The organism is Limnobacter sp. CACIAM 66H1 (assembly GCF_001601825.1).
Classification (GTDB): Bacteria; Pseudomonadota; Gammaproteobacteria; order Burkholderiales; family Burkholderiaceae_B; genus Limnobacter.
The window spans coordinates 50,129-68,779 of sequence record NZ_LUJK01000010.1 but is presented as its reverse complement, the minus strand read 5'-3'; the positions used below and the strand labels follow the sequence as shown (position 1 = coordinate 68,779).

Sequence of the window (18,651 nt, the reverse complement as noted above, 5' to 3'; positions counted from 1 at the left end):
TTTTCAATGTTGCGTTTCGTCAAGGCAGATGCAGCAGGGTGGTTTAGCAATGATTCGAGAATCTTGATGTCGCTATCGCGATCTTCTGCGCTTTTTATCAGGATGGATTTGGTTGAATAAAGTTGTTGCTTCAACCGTATTCTGCACGTAACAAGGCTTTCTGTCTCAATACAAATTGTGTTTGTAGTCCAACCGCAGCCCCTCTCCACGGCGCCTGGTGGGGCTTACGCTAACTTCGATTCACCGCTTGCTTCCCGTACACACATCCCCCTCCACAACTGGCTCAAGCCATTGCTTTAAAGTAACAATTCGTTCCTGAACTAAACCCAGTCGGGTTACGCATTGGCACATCGGCAAAACAGAACCGTAGTCGATGAACTGCTGCGAGGGAAACTGCATGAGTAATTCCGCATCCACATATTGCATCCATTGCTTCTGACTATTGTTCAACGCCTTAAGAAATGCCGAGTCATTTTGTTTTCTCTGCTTGATCTGTAGAAGCGTATCTTCCATCTCTGTTTTTGCATCTTTCATCTGCGCACAAAGTTCTTCATCATTGGCGCTGTCTGCGAAGGCCCAAGATGACACCCCTAAAAATCCAATTAGAACAAATTTGAATATCAGTTTATTCATTGCCCTTTCCCTCAAATAAGTCAGCCTCTCTTTGTTTTGGCAGTGATTTTAAGGGCTAGCCCCCACATTCCAATCAGCGTAGACTAATTCAAAAAGTAAATAAAAGCGCTGTCGTCACACCTCAGGAGTAGAGCACATGGAAGCATTGCCTCAAGAACCCACCCCCAAAGACTTCTCTGACAAGTTCGCAAAATCGCTGACCATGTTTTTTCGCTGGTTTGCCGACACTTTCTTTGCCAAACGCTACGGTCATCGGGCGGTCATTCTGGAAACGGTGGCAGGTGTACCCGGCATGGTGGCTGGCATGTGGATCCACCTGAAGAGCTTGCGGAAAATGAAAACCGGCTACGGCCCCACCATTCGAACCCTGCTTGAAGAAGCGGAAAACGAACGCATGCATTTGATGATTTTTATTGAAATTGCAAAACCCAGTGTGGGCGAGCGGCTGCTGGTATTGTTTGCCCAACTGGTGTTTTGGCACTTCTATTTCGTGCTGTATGTGTTCTTCCCGAAAACCGCTCACCGCATGGTGGGCTACTTCGAGAACCAGGCAGTAATCAGCTACACCGACTACCTGGCTGAAATTGATGCGGGCCGAATTGAAAACATCGCCGCACCGAAAATTGCAATCGACTATTACAAGCTGCCCGCCGATGCCAAGCTACGCGATGTGGTCATCGCCGTGCGCAAAGATGAACAAGGCCATGCCGATGTGAACCACGACATGGCCGATCATCCGCTGGCGGTGTAATTTCAAGCTGCGGCCTGTTCCTGATTCAAACGAATCAACAGGTACACCGCAAACCCGGTGGCAACACCGGGCACCACGCCCAGCAGCAACGCCACCCAACCGTGGCGAATGCCCTTCACTTTCGCCTCGTACATCACCCACACGGCCAACACGGCCCAGGTGAAGAAAATGTCCATGGCATAACCCGAGGCGTAGGGGTTCACAAAACCACCCGCAAACGCACCCACAATGTCTGGATTGTCGATGAACGGCGGAATGCACACCAAGGCAAATGCCACGGCGAATGCCACAGCCAGTACCACCAGAAATCTGCGATATGCCGCTGTTCCCATAAACTCGAACCCCCTTTTTCTTGGTCAATTGAACCGGGTTAATTTGAATCAACACCACAATTTCACTACTATATCTCCACTGTATTCACCCACACGCCACATGCTTCGCTACCACACCATTCCTGTTACACCGTTTGCACAAAACTGTTCCATCGTGTGGTGCAGTGAAACCAACAAGGCCGCCATCATCGACCCCGGTGGCGATCTGAACAAACTCAAGAAGGCTGTTGCCGATCGCAATCTGGAGCTGCAAGCAATCTGGCTCACCCACGCGCACATTGACCACGCAGGTGGGGTGGCAGAACTGGCCGAGCAATTGAACTTGCCCATCATCGGCCCACACGTGGGTGACCAGTTCTGGATCGATAGACTGGCCGACCAAAGCCGCATGTTCAACTTTCCCTTGAGTAAACCTTTCACACCCAACCGTTGGCTGGTCGATGGCGACACGGTTCAAATTGGCGATTGCACCCTGAATGTGCGCCACTGCCCGGGCCACACACCGGGCCATGTGGTGTTTCACTCGGAGGAAGCCAAACGTGCGTTTGTGGGCGATGTGCTGTTTGTGGGCAGCATGGGTCGCACGGACTTTCCCGGTGGTGACCATGAAACCCTGATCGACAGCATTCGCAACCGCTTGTGGCCCATGGGCAATGACACCGTGTTTATTCCAGGCCACGGGCCAGAGGGCAGCTTTGGTCAGGAACGCCGAAGCAACCCGTATGTGCGCGACCTGCAGTTTTAAGGCCTCGCCATGAACCTGCTGGCTGCGCTGCGGTTTTACTTGCCAAACCATGCTTTTGCCAGGCAGGTCAAGCCAGTTGTCACTGCGCCACTGTGGCAAACTGCGCAGCGCATTCAACAAAGTATTCAACACACACGCCCACCACATTCGTTGGGCTTGGGGTTGATCATGCGCTACATGGAATGGGATGTGGCCTTGTACCGCGCAGCACTGGAAGAGGGAATGCCCCGCACCGAAGCAGGCCAGTTGATTGAAACCATCAACTGGCAACTATTTGGTCCGCCGATTGAATTGGGTTTCAAGCTGTCTCGCCTGCGCAGCGCAAAAGCACTGGTGCGCGCACGGTGGTTGACCAACCTCATGTTCAAGGTGATGTTCACCAAACCGTTTGTACGCGCAGTGCACCCCACCAACGGTGCGGTGGCCTTTGATGTCACTGTTTGCCCGCTGGCCAATTACTTTAAACAGCAGGGCGTGCCTGAACTAACCCGCCATGCCGCCTGCAGCCTGGACCACCAAATGGCTGCGCAGTGGGGTTTGCAATTGCAACGCGCCCAAACCATTGCCCAAGCACACCCACTGTGCGACTTCAGGTTTGTGCCACCCAAAACGCTCCAATAATCGTTTTCACATCACTGACTTCACCTGCCTTGATCTGCCTCATCAACTCGGCAGGTTCAACCAGCACCACGTCCAGAAACTCATTGTGGTCCAGCTGTCGTTCTTGCAGGGTTAAACCACGCGCCACATACAACTCGATCTTTTCTGTGGAATAGGAAATGACCGGGTGAACGGTGGTGATGTATTCCAGCGTTTGTGCCACATATCCGGTTTCTTCCAGCAGTTCCCGGTGAGCCGTGGCCACTGGGTCTTCACCCGGATCAATTTTGCCAGCCGGGAATTCCAGAAACACGCGGTGCAGAGGGTAGCGAAATTGCCGCTCCATCACAAAGCGACCGTCATCCAGAATGGGAATAATGGCCACTGCACCCGGGTGCACCGTGTATTCGCGCACCGATTGTTCGCCATTGGGCAGGCGCACTGTGTCCTGGTTCACTTTCATCAAATGCCCGTCAAACACGCGTGTGCTGGTGATGCAGGTTTCTTCCAGGTGCTTTTCAGAATCGAACATACAACGCCAAGTCAAAAGATTGAAACAGCACATTTGACCACATTGAGTTCTCCGCGTTAACCCTAAGCTTGCCAGTGGTAAACTCAATCGCCATCTTTCTGTAAATTTCACTATGTCACTGCTGTCCAGCTTGCTATTGCTTATTGTGGTCGCCCGCTTGTTCGGCCGCCTGTTTGCACGCTACAACCAGCCCGAGCTGATCGGTGAAATTCTGGCCGGGGTATTGCTGGGCCCGGCCATTCTGGGTTTGATTGAACCCAACAAAGCCCTTGCCGGCGTGACTGAATTGGCTGTGTTTCTGATCATTTTGAATGCCGGCCTTGAAATGCGCTTTTCCGACATTGTGGGCGCCATGAAAGGGCGCGGGCTTATGTTGGCAGCCATCAGCTTTTTCATTCCCTTCGGTGGTGGTGTGTTGGTTGCGGCAGCATTTGGTCAGGACATCATGCGCATGATTTTTCTGGGCCTGTGCATTTCAATCACCGCATTGCCTGTGGCCGTAAAGCTGATGGACAGCCTCGGAATTTTGCACACCCCGATTGCCAAATTTTCACTGGCCACCGCAGTGGTCAACGACGTGGCTGCGCTTTTTATTCTGGGTATTGTGCTGAACCTGCCTGAAACACTCACACTGGGCGACGCCAGCGTGGCTGTGGGCATAGCCACCCTGAAACTGATGGCCATGGGCCTGGTGGTGGTGGGGCTGAACCAATTGCTGAACTGGCTCGAAAAACGCAATGTGAATGTGCAGGCCTTGCCAGAATCCATGATCAAGGTATTTGGTCCTGAGGCTTTGTTCGGCATTGTGATTGTGTTTGTTCTGGTGTTTGGCACCATCAGTGAGGCTTTGGGTTTTCACTTTGTGATTGGTGCATTTTTTGGTGCGCTGTTTCTGGACAAAAAACACTTCATCGCCTCGCGCTACAAAGACCTGCAAGGCACGCTCGGGTCAATTACCAACGGTTTTCTGGGCCCTATTTTCTTTGCATATCTGGGCCTTGAACTTCAACTGGTCAGCCTCAGCGAATGGGAATTCCCATTCATCGTCATCGTGGTGTCGATTGTCACCAAACTGTTCGCGGGCTGGCTGGGCGGTTTGATGGTGGGAATGGAGCACCGGGAATCATTGGGTTTGGGGGCAGTACTCAACGGCCGTGGCGTGATGGAACTGGTGGTGGCCGGCATTGCCTACCAGAACGGCTTTATTGGCCCTACCATGTTCTCAACCTTGGTGTTAATGGGCATTGTCACCACCTTCCTGACACCCATTTTCTTTAAACAGGTGTACCGGGGCAACAAGCTAGAAGAATACCGCCAGGAAAGCCGAAGCTGAACTAGCGCATCAGCTCACTGCGATTTCCTTTCGGCCAGCACATGCCCCGGCCAGGTAATTTCAAGCTCATAAGAAATGGAGCGTGAAAGCCCGTCGAGGTCTGGAAACAGCGTGGCATGCGTGATGTTCATTCGGTACAGGGCCAACATGGCCTCTTTTCGAATGCTGGCCGGCAAAATGAACTTGCGGATCATCGCAGGGCCGGTCTCGTACTGTTGAATAATTTCATCAATCGGTTTGTCCAACACACCCGGCACCACAAACGTACCTGATTGCGCCACCAGCCGCCGATCCATCTGGTCGGGTTCGCCCACCCACATGATGTCGTTGGCATTGGTTGCAAAGTAACGCTCAAAATTGCCTGGAATACGCGGGTCTATCATGTCGCGGTGCAGGGTGGCATTGTTGATCGGCGTGGCCATCCACAACCGTGGAGTGTCCAAGGCAAACACGGCCGAATTTTTTACCGCTCTTTCCAAGGCAAAAAACGCAGCTACAAAAGGCGACTTCGTGAAGTCGAGCATGCGAGTGGGTGCACCGTGATGCTGCATCAAGGCCAGGCAACGAATGTCGTCGTCCAGCACACTGGCATCGGGCAAATAATTGTGCGCCTTGCGGCGAAAAATCCGAAAGGCACGTTCTTCGCGCGAGCGCCAGAATGTTTTGTCAGGCACGTAATTCTGAAGGTAGCGCGACAAGGAACTTAGCAGCGGCCAGTCGGCATCCTGCAATCCCCGAAACGCCCAACCGTCGCATTCTGAGGTCAAGGCCACAAACTCATTCCAGCTGGCAATTTGTACCGTTTCCACAATTCACTCCCTGCTAGCCACTGTTCCTTAAGCCAGTGGCAATGCCGTTGATCGACAGGTGAACGCCGCGCGCCACGCGCTCATCCAGTTCGCCTTGGCGGTGCCTGCGCAACAGTTCAACCTGCACATGGTTCAGCGGGTCGACATACGGAAAACGCGCTTCAATGGAACGTTTCAGCAATGGGTTGTCCGCCAGCAATTCTTGTTGCCCAGTCAGCCACAACAGCCCTTCCACGGCACGTGCATGCTCGGCGGCAATGCGGCCAAACACTTTGTCACGCAGTGCAGCGTCTTCCACCATGGCGGCATAACGCGATGCAATCGCCATGTCCGCTTTGGCCAGCACCATGTTCAATGTTGACAGCATGGTGTTAAAGAAGGGCCATTGTTTCGCCATGGCTTGCAGATCCTGCAATTCGGGCTCGCTCAAGCGGGTACGCAAAGTGGCCACCGCCGTGCCAAAGCCATACCACCCCGGCAACATCACACGGCTTTGCGCCCAGCTGAACACCCAGGGAATGGCGCGCAAATCTTCAATAGTCCAGTTGGCTTTGCGGGACGCGGGGCGGCTACCAATGTTCAAACTGGCAATTTCAGAAATGACCGTGGACTGTTTGAAGTAATCCAGAAATCCATCGGTGTTGTAGACCAAATCCCGGTAAGCGTTGAAGGCATGTTCCGACAGCTTCGCCATGAGTTCCAAGTACTTCGCGGGTACTTCACGCGTCAGCTCGGTGTGTTCAGACACCATCAGGTTCGCTGACACCAACACCTCCAGGTTGCGCCGACCCAGCGATTCAATACCGTACTTGGCGGCGATCACTTCGCCCTGTTCAGTCAAACGAATGCGACCATCCACCGCACCCGGTGGTTGACCCAAAATGGCATGGTAGCTCGAACCGCCACCGCGCCCCACCGAACCACCCCGGCCATGGAACAGGCGAATCTTGATGCCGTGTTTTGCAAACACATCCACCAAACCAATTTCGGCCTGGTACAGGCTCCAACCGGAAGTGACAAAACCGCCATCCTTGTTGCTGTCTGAATAGCCCAGCATCACTTCCTGCACATGCCCGCGCGAAGCTACCAAGGTGCGGTATTCGGGAATGCCGAACAAACGATTCATGATGTCGGGCGCGGCCTGCAAGTCGCCAATGGTTTCAAACAAAGGCACCACATTGACGGCAATCTCGCCCGTGGCCACATTCAACAAATGGGCCTCTTTCAGCAGCACCGCCAGTTCAAGCAGGTCACTCACCGATGCGGTTTTGGAAATGATGCAGTTCTGAATGGCCGAAGCACCGAGAATTTGATGGGCAAGTTTGGCCTTTCTGAAAATCGCCATTTCTGAATGGGTGCGCTCGCTGTACTGCAGGGAATCACTGAACAGCAAACGAGGGGTGCGCAGTTCAGCACACAAAAGCTCAACGCGTTGGGCTTCGCCACAGGCCAGGTAATCAATTTTCCCCAGGGTGGATTGCTTGAGCAAATCAGCAATCACCTCTTCAAACACATCGCTGTTTTGGCGAAGGTCCAAAGCCATCAAAGAGAAACCAAACACCTTCACCTTGCGCGCCAGCAGCGCCAAACGACCTTCTGCAATTCGCTGCATGCCGTTGTCATTCAGCGCAGAAAACAGGGTATTCAAATCGGCCAGAAAATCAGCTGGGCTTGCATAGGCCTGGGCAGTGCACTCGCCCTGAGCCGCTTGCTGAAAGGTGGCTTCCAGCCGTTTGCGAATTGCCACACAGGCGCGGCGCAGCGTTTCATCCATGCGGTGGGCTGAATCTTCCCCCGAGGCATTGGCCAATTCGGTCAAAGGCGGATTGGGTTTCAAGAAATAATCGGTCACGCTGAATTCGCGAATCAGGCAATTCACCTCGGCCAGATAATGCTCCAGCACTTTGCGACTTTGAATTTTCAACGAGGTGTCCAGCACCTGCGCAGTCACAAACGGGTTGCCATCGCGATCGCCACCAATCCACGAGCCCACCGTCAACACCTTGCCCAGTGGGTCCTCATTCACGGGCAAAAAGTTGTCCGTGCTGGGCAAATTCAGGAGGCTTTGCAGCTTGCGGTACACCTGCGGCACCTGCGCAAAAAAAGTGGAGTCGAAATAGGCCAGCGCATTGTTGACCTCGTCAATCACACTCAATTTGTTTCGGCGCAGCAAACGGGTTTGAAACAAGCGCTGCACGGCCGCTTTCAGTTCATCCCGCCAGGCGTTGGCCTCTTCACGCGTCAATTGAATTTCATCGCGGTGGCGGATCAGCGCGATGATGCTTTGCTGTGCATCCAGCACACTTTTGCGCTGCACCTCGGTGGGGTGCGCGGTAAGCACTGGCACAGATTCGGTTTGTTTCAGGCGTGCAAGCACTGCATCACGATTCACACCCACGCGTTCCAACTCGGGGATGGTGTAATCCAGGCTGGCCTCGCGCGCGGGCATACCCGCCAGTTCATGCTGGCGATTGCGTCGAATCAAATGGCAGTCTTCAGCAATATTGCTCAACATCGAAAAAATCGAGAAAGAGCGTATCAGTGAAATGGTTTCATCTTGCGACAAAGCCTCAAGCCGAGCTTCCAGTTTGGCGCGTGCTGCCTTGTCATCAAAGCGCCGGTACTGCACCGACAACTGCCTTACTTCTTCAATCGCATTAAATACCGGCAAACCTTGCTGCTCGGCGATGATTTCACCCAGCAAAGCACCCAACAGGCGAATGTCGTCGCGCAATTGCTGGTCCTTGTCATCCTGATTCACGCTGTTGCTCACAACCCATCCTCCGACCACAATGAATTGGCCCGCAATGCCATGGCTGTGGCCGATGAAGGGCCATAGGTGCCGCTGGTGTAGGGCACGGGCTCCATGCCGTGGCTTTTCAGGTCATTCAAAATACGATCCACAAATTGCCACTGGGTTTGTACCTCATCACGACGCAGAAACAAACCCAGTCGCCCGCGCAAAATATCGGTGATTAATCGCTCGTAAGCGTCACGCACTGGAATGCGCCAGGTATTGAAAAAATCCAGGTCGAGCGACACTGGCTTCAAGCGTTCACGCTCGCCCGGTGTTTTTGCCAGCAACTTCAGCTCAAGTTTGTCCTCGGGCTGCAAATGGATCACCAACTGGTTGCCCACCCATTGGCCGCCCACCGGTTCAAACAGGGGCTTGGGCACATCGCGAAACTGAATCACAATTTCTGCAAAACGGCGTGGCATGCGCTTGCCTGTGCGCACCAAAAACGGCACACCTGCCCATCGCCAGGTTTGCACCTCGGTTCGAAACGCCACATACGTTTCTGTAGTTGAATTTGCGGCGACACCTTTTTCACTGCGGTACTTGGGCACAGGCTGGCCTTTCACAAAACCCTCTCCATACTGGCCCACCACGATCTCTGGAATACCCGTCACCTGCGGCACCTTCAAAGAGCGCAATACCTTGAGCTTCTCATCGCGCAATGAATTGGCCTCCAGGCTGACTGGCGGTTCCATGGCCACAATCGCCAACAGCTGCAAAATATGGCTTTGAACCATGTCTCGAAGCGCACCGGCATGTTCATAAAAACCGGCGCGATCTTCCACACCCAAATCTTCAGCCACGGTAATTTGCACATGGGACACATGCTCGCGGGTCAGCAAGGGCTCGAAAATCCGGTTGCCCAATCGCAGCGCCAGCATGTTTTGTACAGCCTGTTTACCCAGGTAGTGATCAATGCGATACACCTGCGATTCATCGAGCTTGGCGGCCACGGCTTCTTCAATCAAGGCAGATTCTTTCGCGTTAAAACCCAAGGGCTTTTCCAGCACCAAGCGAAGCTTTTCAGGGTCGCGTACGGTGGGAATGCAATTGATCAAATCAATAAACCGCGATGAAGGCAGGGCGGCATAATGCACCACTGGCTCGGGGCTTCCAGCCACTGCGTTACTCATGGCCCGGCATGACTCTGGTGTGCCCAGCACCACCTGCAAAGTGTGCAAGTAAGGCAACAAGGCCGGGATGGACTCGCGTGCAGCCTCATCACCCGCTGCTTTCAGAAATGAGTCCACCTGAGCCAGGGCTTCGCCGGGCGTTAAGGCCTCGCGTTGTGCAAAAATGATTCTGGACTCGGTCGAGAAATAGCCCGACTTGGCAAGGTGTGCCAATGCGGGAATGATTTTTCGCTTGGCCAGGTCTCCGCCCGCACCGTGCAACACAAAGGTGAACGCGCCAACGGGCAGGGGGGAATTGTCGGTCATGGTATTTTCCAAATAAGTTACATAAATTGCTAATTTCTTGTAATTATGTTACAAACAACACACCTCTACAAGTAATCTGACCAAGGGCTGTGCAATGGCAACCACACTACATCCCACATTGATGGCACTTCGGGAGCGCATTGAGAAACGCTCAGCGGTCACACGCACTGCCTACTTGAACAGCTTGCCACAAGGCCCTCAAGACCGCACGGCCGTGGGCTGCGCCAACCTTGCTCACACCACAGCCATTTACCCCAGCAGTACCAAACGCGTTATTTCACTGCACAAATCGCCGCACCTTGGAATTGTGACTGCATACAATGACATGTTGTCGGCCCATCAGCCATTTGCGGTTTACCCTGAATTGATCGCCAAGCATGCCCGTGCGCTGGGTGCCACGACACAGGTGGCGGGCGGCACACCGGCCATGTGCGACGGTGTCACCCAAGGCCGCGAAGGCATGGAGTTGTCGCTTTTTTCACGCGATGTGATTGCACTGTCAGCCTGCGTGGGTCTTTCGCACGATGTGTTTGACGGCGCCATTTTGTTAGGTGTGTGCGACAAAATTGCACCAGGGTTGTTGATCGGCGCCTTGGGCTTTGGCCACTTGCCTTTTGTATTCATTCCCGCCGGCCCCATGGAAACAGGCCTATCCAATTCCGAGAAAGCCAAAACACGCCAACTGGCTGCACAGGGCAAAGCAAGCCGCGAAGACCTGTTGCAGTCCGAGGAAAAGGCATACCACAGCCCGGGCACCTGCACGTTTTATGGCACGGCCAATTCCAACCAGCTGATGCTCGACTTCATGGGCTTGCAGTTTCCCGGTGGTGCATTCGAGCCACCCAGCAGCCCTCAGCGCCAGGCGCTGATTGGTGAAAGCGTACGTGCCATTGAAAGTGCCACGCGCAACCCGGCATTAAAACTCGGTGCATTGGTGGATTCCCGCTGTTTGATCAATGCATTGGTGGGCCTGATGGCCTCGGGTGGTTCAACCAACCACACCATTCATTGGATTAGCGTGGCCCGTGCAGCTGGCTACTTGATCGACTGGACCGACCTGGAGATCATCTCCAGTGTCACCCCGCTGCTTACACGGGTGTACCCCAACGGCACGGAAGATGTGAATGCATTTCAAGCCTCAGGTGGCACAGCGGGCTTGCTGTCCACGCTGATGGACGGCGGATTTGTAGATGGAGACGCGCTCACCATATGGGGCACCACCATGGCCAACACCGTGGCCGAAGTGCTGCCCGCCTCAGAAACCTTCTCTACCCGCAAACCAGGTGCCTCACGCAACACCGAGGTGCTGCGTCCATACACCAATCCCTTTCAGCCAGACGGCGGTATTCGCCTGATGAAAGGCAACCTGGGCCGAGGCGTGTGCAAAGTGTCGGCGGTGAAACAGGAACACCGGTTTGTCGAAGCGCCTTGCCGCGTATTCACCGATCAACACCAGGTGATTGATGCGTTCAACAAGGGCGAATTGACGCAACCCGTAGTGGTGGTACTGGCCCACCAAGGCCCACGTGCCAACGGCATGCCCGAGCTGCACAAACTCACACCCATTCTGGGTATTCTGCAAGACCAAGGCTTACCAGTGGCCTTGGTAACCGATGGTCGCATGAGTGGCGCATCGGGCAAAGTGTTGTCGGCCATTCATGTATGCCCTGAGGCCCAAGCCGATGGGCCCATTTCGCGGCTTCGCGATGGCGATATGGTGCGGGTAGATGCCCATGAGGGCGTTTTACAGACCACGGCCGATTTGAGTAACCGAGAGCCCATGCCCACACCCACGCAGGCAGTCAGCCATGGGCGCGGATATTTTCAGGTGTGGAGAAACACGGTAAGCAGCGCAGAAGAGGGGGCCAGTAACCTGTTTCCCCTGCTCAACAAGGACAAACCATGAACACCCAATACAAACCCGACACACGCCTTGAACGCACACAACACTGGTTGCAGCAAGGCGTTTTGCCCGTGGTAGTGATCAGCGACCTCACACAAGGACTGGAAATTGCGGAAGGACTTTGCGCAGGTGGCATCACTCAAATTGAAATCACATTGCGCACCCCGGTTGCGCTTGAAGCCTTGGGCGAGATCGCCAGGCGTTTTCCTCAAATGCAGCTGTCTGCAGGCACGGTTTTAACGCCAGCACAATTTGATCAAAGCGCGGACCTTGGAGCCACGCTGTTTATTTCACCGGGCCTCACTGAAACCCTGGCTGAACACGCCCTGAAAAAAGGATATGCCTGGGTTCCCGGTGCCGCCACAGCATCGGAAATGATGCGCGGGCTTGAACTGGGGTTTGAATTGCTGAAGTTTTTTCCGGCCATGGCAGCAGGTGGCCCCAAAGCCTTGGCAGGAATTACCGCACCGTTGGCCACGGCACGTGTGATACCCACCGGGGGCGTTACACTGGAAAACCTGCCGCAGTGGCGTGAAATCAAAGCAGTGCAAGCGGTGGGTGGCACATGGCTGACTGCGGGGCTGGACGGTGTAGCCAATGTAGCCAAGGTAGTTGAGCAACGCGCTGCGCTGGCCATGGCGGCATGGAATAGCACGGTGCTGGTTTAATCGGCTTGGGTTCCGCTCCCTCGTAGTTTTCTTGAAGGCGAGGCGATCGAAACACCGCCGCCGATTGGGCACCAAACACAGCTGCGAGTTGCGTGGTGATGGCGAAGCGCTGCACGGGAGTACGGGGAGCTGAACTTGCAATGGGTCGCACGATGACCAGTCAGAAAACTTGCCGGCTTGGCGCGCAGAGACTAATGATCGCGCCCTGGCGCGAAAGCCAAGACCCGACCGTTACTTTTGGAGGGCTTGGCTTAGTGCAGGCTCAAGACGACAAGCCGAAATGCCAAGTTTTCGGGCAGCGGTGACCATTCAAGTTTAGCTCCCAAGCCCACTAGTCCAGTGCGACACAAGGAACCCACGCCGAGTTGAGCAAGAGACCACTCGGGTTACACCCAAGTGGCACAAGCGCGCCCACATGCGACACTGCCTGCAGTCACCACAAGAACAACACCATGTCGCCCAATCACCTTTCCCCGCCCCCCCTGCGGATGTCGTTCATCATCTGGGGCCTGGCAGCCGCGTTTTACCTGTTCGGTTTCTTTCAGCGCGTTACACCTGGCGTACTCACCGAGGAACTCAGCACCACGTTCGACCTCAGCCGCGCAGCACTGGGCAACCTCTCTGCGTTTTACTTCTACTTTTACGCAGCCATGCAAATACCTGTGGGGCTGTTGGTCGATCGAATTGGTCCGCGCAAAATTCTGACTGCGGGCTGTATGCTCGGCGGTATGGGTGCTCTCATGTTCGGCTTTGCACCCACCCTGGGTTGGGCGGCAGTGGGTCGCGGCTTGGTGGGTGGCTCGGTTGCAGTGGCCTGGGTGTCCATGCTGATGTTGGTGGCCCAGTGGTTTTCGCCGGCGCGTTTCGCCAGCATGTCCGGTGTCAGCCTGGCCGTGGGCACCATGGGTGCCGTACTGGCAGGCGTGCCCTTGCGTGCACTTTCCGATTTGTTTGGCTGGCGCATGGTCATGGGCGCCAGTGGAATGATTGCCGTGGCACTGGGCCTGCTGATCTGGATTTATGTTCGCGACATGCCCTCGCAGCGCGGCTACAAAAACCACGTGGCCAAACGCCCCGCCAATGAAGTCACCTTGCCATTGCTTACCGCTTTGGGCCACACACTTCGCTTTCCTGCTGTGTGGTTGATTTTCTGGATTCCCAGTGGTGTTTGCGGTGCAATTCTTACGTTCACCGGCCTGTGGGGTGTGCCCTACCTCACCACCTGGCATGGGCTCAGCGTGAAAGAGGCCTCACTGATTATCACCGGCATGCTGATCGCCTTTGCCGCTGGCAGCCTGTTTTTTGGTGCGCTTTCCGACAAGCTCAAGCAGCGCAAACTGCCCTATTTTATAGGCGCGGTTTTGTCGATCAGTGGCTTCATCATTTTGGGTATTCAACCTGAACTTCCGATTTCACTGGTGTCGGTTTTGTTGTGGATCACGGCCTTTGGGGGTGGCTCCATGGTGCTGAGCTTCGGTTACGTGAAGGAGTCGGTGCCCCACCATTTGGGTGCTACCGCAGTGGGCATTGTGAACCTGGGTGTCATGGTCGGCCCACTGGTGCAGCAGCCTGTACTGGGTGCGATTCTTGACCACTATGCAGCCGTGGAAAACATCACCGGTGCTTATTCAAAAGCTGGCATGACTGTGTGCATGCTGGTACTTGCTGTGTGGGTGGGCTCGTCAATTGTCAGTTTGATGTTGAGCCGCGAAACTCACGCCAAACCAAGATTCGCTTGAATTGGGATTGAGAAGGTGGCCTCTGCCAGAACAGCAGAGGCATTTTCAAGACACGTTCAGTGCAACGTAACCGGGTGTTGCATCCAGGGTTTGTAGCTTTCAATAAAAGCTTCGATGTCGTCGATATCGGGTTCTTGGGCGGCAAGGTATTTCACCTCTTCGCGGAATTTTTCAGCCGCGTCGCCCTGCAAAAACAGTTCGCGCTGATTGTTCTTGTCCACGATTTCAATGCCAAGGCTGGGTTGCCCCTCGCTCATGACCAAATCCACCACGCAGTAAAAGGGGCTATCAATCATCATTAACATCGCAAACCTCCAAATAATACTTTCAGGTTGAATATGGTGATCTATCTAGCAATTTCAAGGCCACGCCTTGGGCGTCTAACCCCTTACGCAACATCCTCCACAAGTGTTATATCGGCAAACCAGTCATTCCATTGAGGCTCTTTTAATAACTGTAACACCTGTTCCGGGTGGCTTTGGCTTTCCAGTTCCATTAACAATACATTGGGTTGATTCAATCTTAAGGTGCGAGCTAGGTGAGTTGTCAGCACCAATTTGGAGGAACAACACAAGCAACCGGGACTTAAGCGCAGCACGTGAATACCGCGCGCTTTGCGCTCAGAGTCCAGACGGAACAACTCTGCCTGAGCCTCCACTGAGGCGTAGGAAAAAATCTCGGTACTGGCCATCAAGGTAATCTTGCCAACGCCAGCCTGCTCGGAAAGCAGTGCTTCAATTCGCCGGGCTCGTGCTTCCGGGTCGCGGCCAGGCACCAGAAAAAGCCGCGTTTTCATTTGCGCCAGAACGCTGGCGTGAACAGCACCAAGATGGTGAACATTTCCAGGCGACCGAGCAACATGGCAAATGAACAAAGCCAGGTTTGAAAGTCGCCTAGAGCGGCATAGTTGTCCACAGGGCCAAATTGACCCAACGCTGGGCCAAGGTTGTTGATCATTGAGATACCCGTGGTTAGCGCAGAAATTGGATCAAGGCCTGTAAATATCAACAACATGGTGATGGTGATCACACTCATGCCATACATCAGCATGAATGCGAGCACACCGAAAATCACCTGCGAGCTCACTGCCGAACCTCGAATGCGCACCGGGTTGATTGCACGGGGATGAAGAATACGCGACAACTCGCCAATCGCATGCTTGAACAGAATGACCGCACGTAGCATCTTGATGCCACCACCAGTCGACCCCGCGGCAGTCGCAAACATACTCATGAAGATCATGAGTAGGGGCGCGAAAAGTGGCCATTTGGAATAATCAGTGTTCGCGAAACCTGTCGTAGTGGCCACTGACACTGTATTGAAAAGTGCGAACCGAAATGCTTCGCTGAAAGTGGTGTATTCCTGATGCGCCAACAAATACATGGTGATCAACGTCACCGATCCAAACATCAGCAGGAAAAACCACTTCGCTTCCGGGCAATTGGCATACGGACGAAACGATTTTCCACGCCAGGCTAAAAAGTGGATGGAGAAGTTCACTGCAGCGATCATCATGAACCCCACAGCGACCATCTCGATTGAAGCCGAATCAAAATACATGTAACTGCTGTCATGCGCCGCCATTCCTGAGAGGGAAACTGTAGTCCCCGTGTAAAGGAATGCGTCCAGCCAGCCCATGCCCGCAAGCTTGTAACTAATCACACAAGCAACTGAGATCATGAGATAGACCATGTACAACGACTTGGCAGTCTCTGTAATCCGTGGGGTCAATTTGCTGTCTTTCATCGGGCCGGGAGTCTCGGCCTTGAACACCTGAGATCCACCCACACCCAGCAACGGCAAGATTGCCACCGCTAGAACCAGGATACCCATGCCACCCATCCACGACAGCAAGTGCCGCCAGATATTGATGCTGTCCGGCATGTTGTCCAGGCCGCTTAATGCAGTAGCGCCCGTGGTGGTGATGGCAGAGACCATCTCGAAGTAGGCGTCGGTAACGCTAAGATCATCAAAGAACAGCACCATCGGAATGGTGGCAAAGGCAGGCAAACCCGACCACACCGTAGACACCAACAGAAAACCGTCTCTGGGTTGAAGTTCCCGGCGAAAGCGGCGGGTTAATACGTGTGCTGTGACCCCAATACCAAAGGTGACTAAAAAACCTGTGGCAAATGCCTGCACAGTGGGTTCATCGGTTACGAATGCATAAGTCAGCGGCACCAAAAACGCCACAGAGAACAGCGCCACGGCAAAGCCCAATACACCCAGCACTGGAAAGAGCGAGTTCCTCATGCTGCACGCGCCACGTTAGATAAATCCCACACCGACCTGGAACAGTTTTTCCACCTGCGGTATCAGTTTGCGGTTTTCTACAAAAGTAATGATGTGGTCTTCTGCCTCAATGACTGTGTCGTGGTGCGCCATGATGACTTGGTCACCACGCACAATTGCGCCGATCACGGCACCCTTGGGCATGTCAATTTTTTCAATGGCACGGCCCACCACTTTCGACGACTTGGAATCGCCGTGCGCAATGGTTTCAATTGCCTCGGCTACACCACGGCGCAGGCGATGCACTGCCACCACATCACCCCTGCGGATGTGCTTGAGCAATTCACTGAGTGTTGCATTCGAAGGCGCCAATGCAATGTCAATTTGCCCGCCCTGCACCAGCTCGGCATATACCTTGCGCTGAATCAGTGCAATAACCCGGCGTGCGCCCATCCGCTTGGCCAACAAGGACGACATGATGTTGTTTTCATCGTCGTTGGTCAGCGCAATGAAAGTGTCCACGTCCTGCACATTTTCTTCGGCCAGTAAATCTTCATCGGTGGCATCGCCGTACAACACCAGGGTACGCGAGCCCAACTGATTCGCCAGGTCTTCACAGCGCTTGCGGTCGGCATCAATCACCTTCACCTGGTAATTGTCTTCAAGGCTACGAGCCAGGCGCAGACCAATGTTGCCGCCTCCGGCGATCATCACTTTGGTGACGGGTTTGGACATGCGGCGAAGTTCAGCCATCACCGTGCGCACGTGCTCAGTGGCAGACAGACAAAACACTTCGTCGCCGGGTTGAATCATCGTATAACCCTCAACCGCCACAGGCTGGTTTTCGCGAAACAGGGCCACAATTCGAACATCGACTTTGGGCAAGTGCTTGCGAATGTCTTCAATGGGGTGCGACACCAAAGGCCCGCCCGCATACGCGCGAACTGACACCAGCGTCACCTTGCCATCGGCAAAATCAAGTACCTGCAAAGCATCGGGAAATTCGATCAGGCGCTCAATGTGATTGGTCACGCTTTGCTCCGGGCAAATCACGTGGTCCACATTGAAGCCTTCATCACCATGCAGGTGGGCCTGCTCCATCATTTCGGGCGAGCGCACACGCGCAATTCGGCGAGGCACATTGAACATCAGCGCAGCCATTCGGCAAGCCACCAAATTGGTTTCATCGCTGCGGGTAACCGCCACCAGCATGTCGGCATCCTCGGCACCGGCCTGTTTCAACACGCGCGGCAAAGCGCCATTGCCTGCAATGGTACGCAAGTCGTAGCGGTCTTGAAGATCCGCCAGTACTTTGGGGTCTGGATCGATCAGGGTAATGTCATTGTGTTCGGACACCAGGCTTTCAGCGAGGCTGGCCCCCACACGCCCGGCGCCGACGATGATGATTTTCATGCGATATTTTTGCGCGCGGTGCGGCCCACTTCCACGCCCAGCTGCTTCAGTTTGCGATACAAATGCGTGCGTTCAATGCCTGTGCGCTCGGCCAGCCGGGTCATGCTGCCGTTTTCCAGACGCAGGTGGTATTCAAAATAAATACGTTCAAATGAATCACGGGCATCGCGCAGTTGGGCATCCAGATCGAGTGTGGACAACTCGGCCAGGGCCTGACCCAAGGGGCTTGAATCGGGTGCAGCAGCCGAGCCACTGTGTGTCGTGGCGGGTGCCCCACTGGACAAACTGGCAGCGCTACCCACGCCATTGGACTTGGGCTGCGACTGCATCAGCGCGCGTGCAGATTGAACCATCTTCCCGCGGGCCAAACCTTTTTCAACAGCGCCCAACAGTTTTTGCAATGAAATGGGTTTTTCCAGAAAGTCGAGCGCACCAATTCGCGTGGCTTCAACAGCGGTATCAATAGTTGCGTGACCACTCATCATGATCACGGGCATGGTCAACAGCCCCTTCACCGACCATTCCTTTAGCAAAGTCACGCCGTCAGTGTCCGGCATCCAGATGTCGAGCAACACAAGATCAGGCTGCTCTTGGTCACGCAATGCACGTGCCTGGCCTGCGTTTTCAGCAAGCAGCACCGCATGCCCTTCGTCGCCGAGAATCTCGGACAACAGTTCTCGAATTCCAATTTCGTCATCTACAACGAGAATGGTCGCCATGGTTAG

General features: G+C 54.3%; 18 protein-coding genes. 7 read left to right on the top strand and 11 right to left on the bottom strand.

The annotated features are described in order from the left end of the window. Window positions 1-240 precede the first annotated feature (240 nt). Complete coding sequence (locus A0129_RS04875; RefSeq protein WP_291712898.1) at window positions 241-633, bottom strand: lysozyme inhibitor LprI family protein; 393 nt, start codon at window positions 631-633, stop codon at window positions 241-243. Window positions 634-769: 136 nt separating this feature from the next. On the opposite strand from A0129_RS04875, the gene A0129_RS04870 reads away from it, so the two are divergent. Further along, the gene (locus tag A0129_RS04870; protein WP_105027814.1) at window positions 770-1,384 is read left to right on the top strand and encodes an alternative oxidase; all 615 of its coding nucleotides are present in this window, start codon (window positions 770-772) and stop codon (window positions 1,382-1,384) included. A 2-nt stretch (window positions 1,385-1,386) separates the two neighbouring features. Here the strand turns inward: A0129_RS04870 and A0129_RS04865 are convergent, their stop codons facing one another. After that, window positions 1,387-1,716, bottom strand: a complete 330-nt coding sequence (locus tag A0129_RS04865) for a DUF2834 domain-containing protein (protein WP_105027813.1) — start codon at window positions 1,714-1,716, stop codon at window positions 1,387-1,389. A 100-nt stretch (window positions 1,717-1,816) separates the two neighbouring features. Here A0129_RS04865 and A0129_RS04860 point away from each other — a divergent pair, with 100 nt between their 5' ends. Both A0129_RS04860 and A0129_RS04855 read left to right on the top strand, forming a co-directional pair. Further along, complete coding sequence (locus A0129_RS04860) at window positions 1,817-2,461, top strand: MBL fold metallo-hydrolase (protein WP_291712896.1); 645 nt, start codon at window positions 1,817-1,819, stop codon at window positions 2,459-2,461. A gap of 9 nt (window positions 2,462-2,470) precedes the next feature. Continuing rightward, window positions 2,471-3,082 carry an L-2-amino-thiazoline-4-carboxylic acid hydrolase gene (locus A0129_RS04855; RefSeq protein WP_105027811.1) on the top strand — a complete coding sequence of 204 codons (612 nt, stop codon included), beginning with the start codon at window positions 2,471-2,473 and terminating at the stop codon, window positions 3,080-3,082. Here A0129_RS04855 and A0129_RS04850 read toward each other — a convergent pair. Continuing rightward, window positions 3,051-3,593 (bottom strand): NUDIX hydrolase, encoded by a 543-nt coding sequence (locus A0129_RS04850; RefSeq protein ID WP_291712894.1) that lies wholly within the window; start codon window positions 3,591-3,593, stop codon window positions 3,051-3,053. The genes A0129_RS04855 and A0129_RS04850 overlap by 32 nt on opposite strands. Window positions 3,594-3,705: 112 nt before the next feature. Here A0129_RS04850 and A0129_RS04845 point away from each other — a divergent pair, with 112 nt between their 5' ends. After that, window positions 3,706-4,926, top strand: a complete 1,221-nt coding sequence (locus A0129_RS04845) for a cation:proton antiporter (RefSeq protein ID WP_105027809.1) — start codon at window positions 3,706-3,708, stop codon at window positions 4,924-4,926. A gap of 14 nt (window positions 4,927-4,940) precedes the next feature. Here the strand turns inward: A0129_RS04845 and A0129_RS04840 are convergent, their stop codons facing one another. From A0129_RS04840 to zwf, 3 genes are read right to left on the bottom strand one after another with little or no spacing between them, the layout of a single operon-like run. Continuing rightward, a complete protein-coding gene (locus A0129_RS04840) occupies window positions 4,941-5,735 on the bottom strand; it encodes an FRG domain-containing protein (protein ID WP_291712892.1) in 795 nt (264 codons plus the stop codon). A gap of 13 nt (window positions 5,736-5,748) precedes the next feature. Further along, window positions 5,749-8,508, bottom strand: a complete 2,760-nt coding sequence (gene ppc, locus A0129_RS04835; RefSeq protein ID WP_291712890.1) for a phosphoenolpyruvate carboxylase — start codon at window positions 8,506-8,508, stop codon at window positions 5,749-5,751. Next, window positions 8,505-9,971 carry a glucose-6-phosphate dehydrogenase gene (zwf, locus tag A0129_RS04830; RefSeq protein WP_105027807.1) on the bottom strand — a complete coding sequence of 489 codons (1,467 nt, stop codon included), beginning with the start codon at window positions 9,969-9,971 and terminating at the stop codon, window positions 8,505-8,507. The genes ppc and zwf overlap by 4 nt, the downstream gene beginning before the upstream one ends. A 94-nt stretch (window positions 9,972-10,065) precedes the next feature. Here zwf and edd point away from each other — a divergent pair, with 94 nt between their 5' ends. The 3 genes from edd (at window position 10,066) to A0129_RS04815 (ending at window position 14,281) form a co-directional block, all read left to right on the top strand. After that, entirely contained in the window at window positions 10,066-11,877 is a 1,812-nt protein-coding gene (gene edd / locus A0129_RS04825; RefSeq protein ID WP_291712889.1) for a phosphogluconate dehydratase, read from the top strand. Further along, window positions 11,874-12,542, top strand: a complete 669-nt coding sequence (locus A0129_RS04820) for a bifunctional 4-hydroxy-2-oxoglutarate aldolase/2-dehydro-3-deoxy-phosphogluconate aldolase (protein WP_105027805.1) — start codon at window positions 11,874-11,876, stop codon at window positions 12,540-12,542. The genes edd and A0129_RS04820 overlap by 4 nt, the downstream gene beginning before the upstream one ends. Before the next feature lie 452 nt (window positions 12,543-12,994). Then, complete coding sequence (locus A0129_RS04815) at window positions 12,995-14,281, top strand: MFS transporter (RefSeq protein ID WP_105027804.1); 1,287 nt, start codon at window positions 12,995-12,997, stop codon at window positions 14,279-14,281. A 56-nt stretch (window positions 14,282-14,337) separates the two neighbouring features. Here A0129_RS04815 and A0129_RS04810 read toward each other — a convergent pair whose 3' ends face one another. The 5 genes from A0129_RS04810 to A0129_RS04790 all read right to left on the bottom strand — a co-directional run bounded on the left by A0129_RS04810 (window position 14,338) and on the right by A0129_RS04790 (window position 18,645). Then, window positions 14,338-14,586, bottom strand: a complete 249-nt coding sequence (locus A0129_RS04810; RefSeq protein WP_040511986.1) for a DUF3567 family protein — start codon at window positions 14,584-14,586, stop codon at window positions 14,338-14,340. Window positions 14,587-14,669: 83 nt separating this feature from the next. Next, entirely contained in the window at window positions 14,670-15,077 is a 408-nt protein-coding gene (locus tag A0129_RS04805; protein WP_105027803.1) for a GTP-binding protein, read from the bottom strand. Continuing rightward, entirely contained in the window at window positions 15,074-16,534 is a 1,461-nt protein-coding gene (locus A0129_RS04800; RefSeq protein ID WP_291712886.1) for a TrkH family potassium uptake protein, read from the bottom strand. Before A0129_RS04800 ends, A0129_RS04805 begins: the two co-directional genes overlap by 4 nt. A gap of 15 nt (window positions 16,535-16,549) precedes the next feature. After that, window positions 16,550-17,926, bottom strand: a complete 1,377-nt coding sequence (trkA, locus tag A0129_RS04795; RefSeq protein ID WP_105027801.1) for a Trk system potassium transporter TrkA — start codon at window positions 17,924-17,926, stop codon at window positions 16,550-16,552. After that, on the bottom strand, window positions 17,923-18,645 hold the full coding sequence (locus A0129_RS04790) for a response regulator (protein ID WP_291712885.1): 723 nt from the start codon (window positions 18,643-18,645) through the stop codon (window positions 17,923-17,925). Before A0129_RS04790 ends, trkA begins: the two co-directional genes overlap by 4 nt. Window positions 18,646-18,651: the final 6 nt, after the last annotated feature.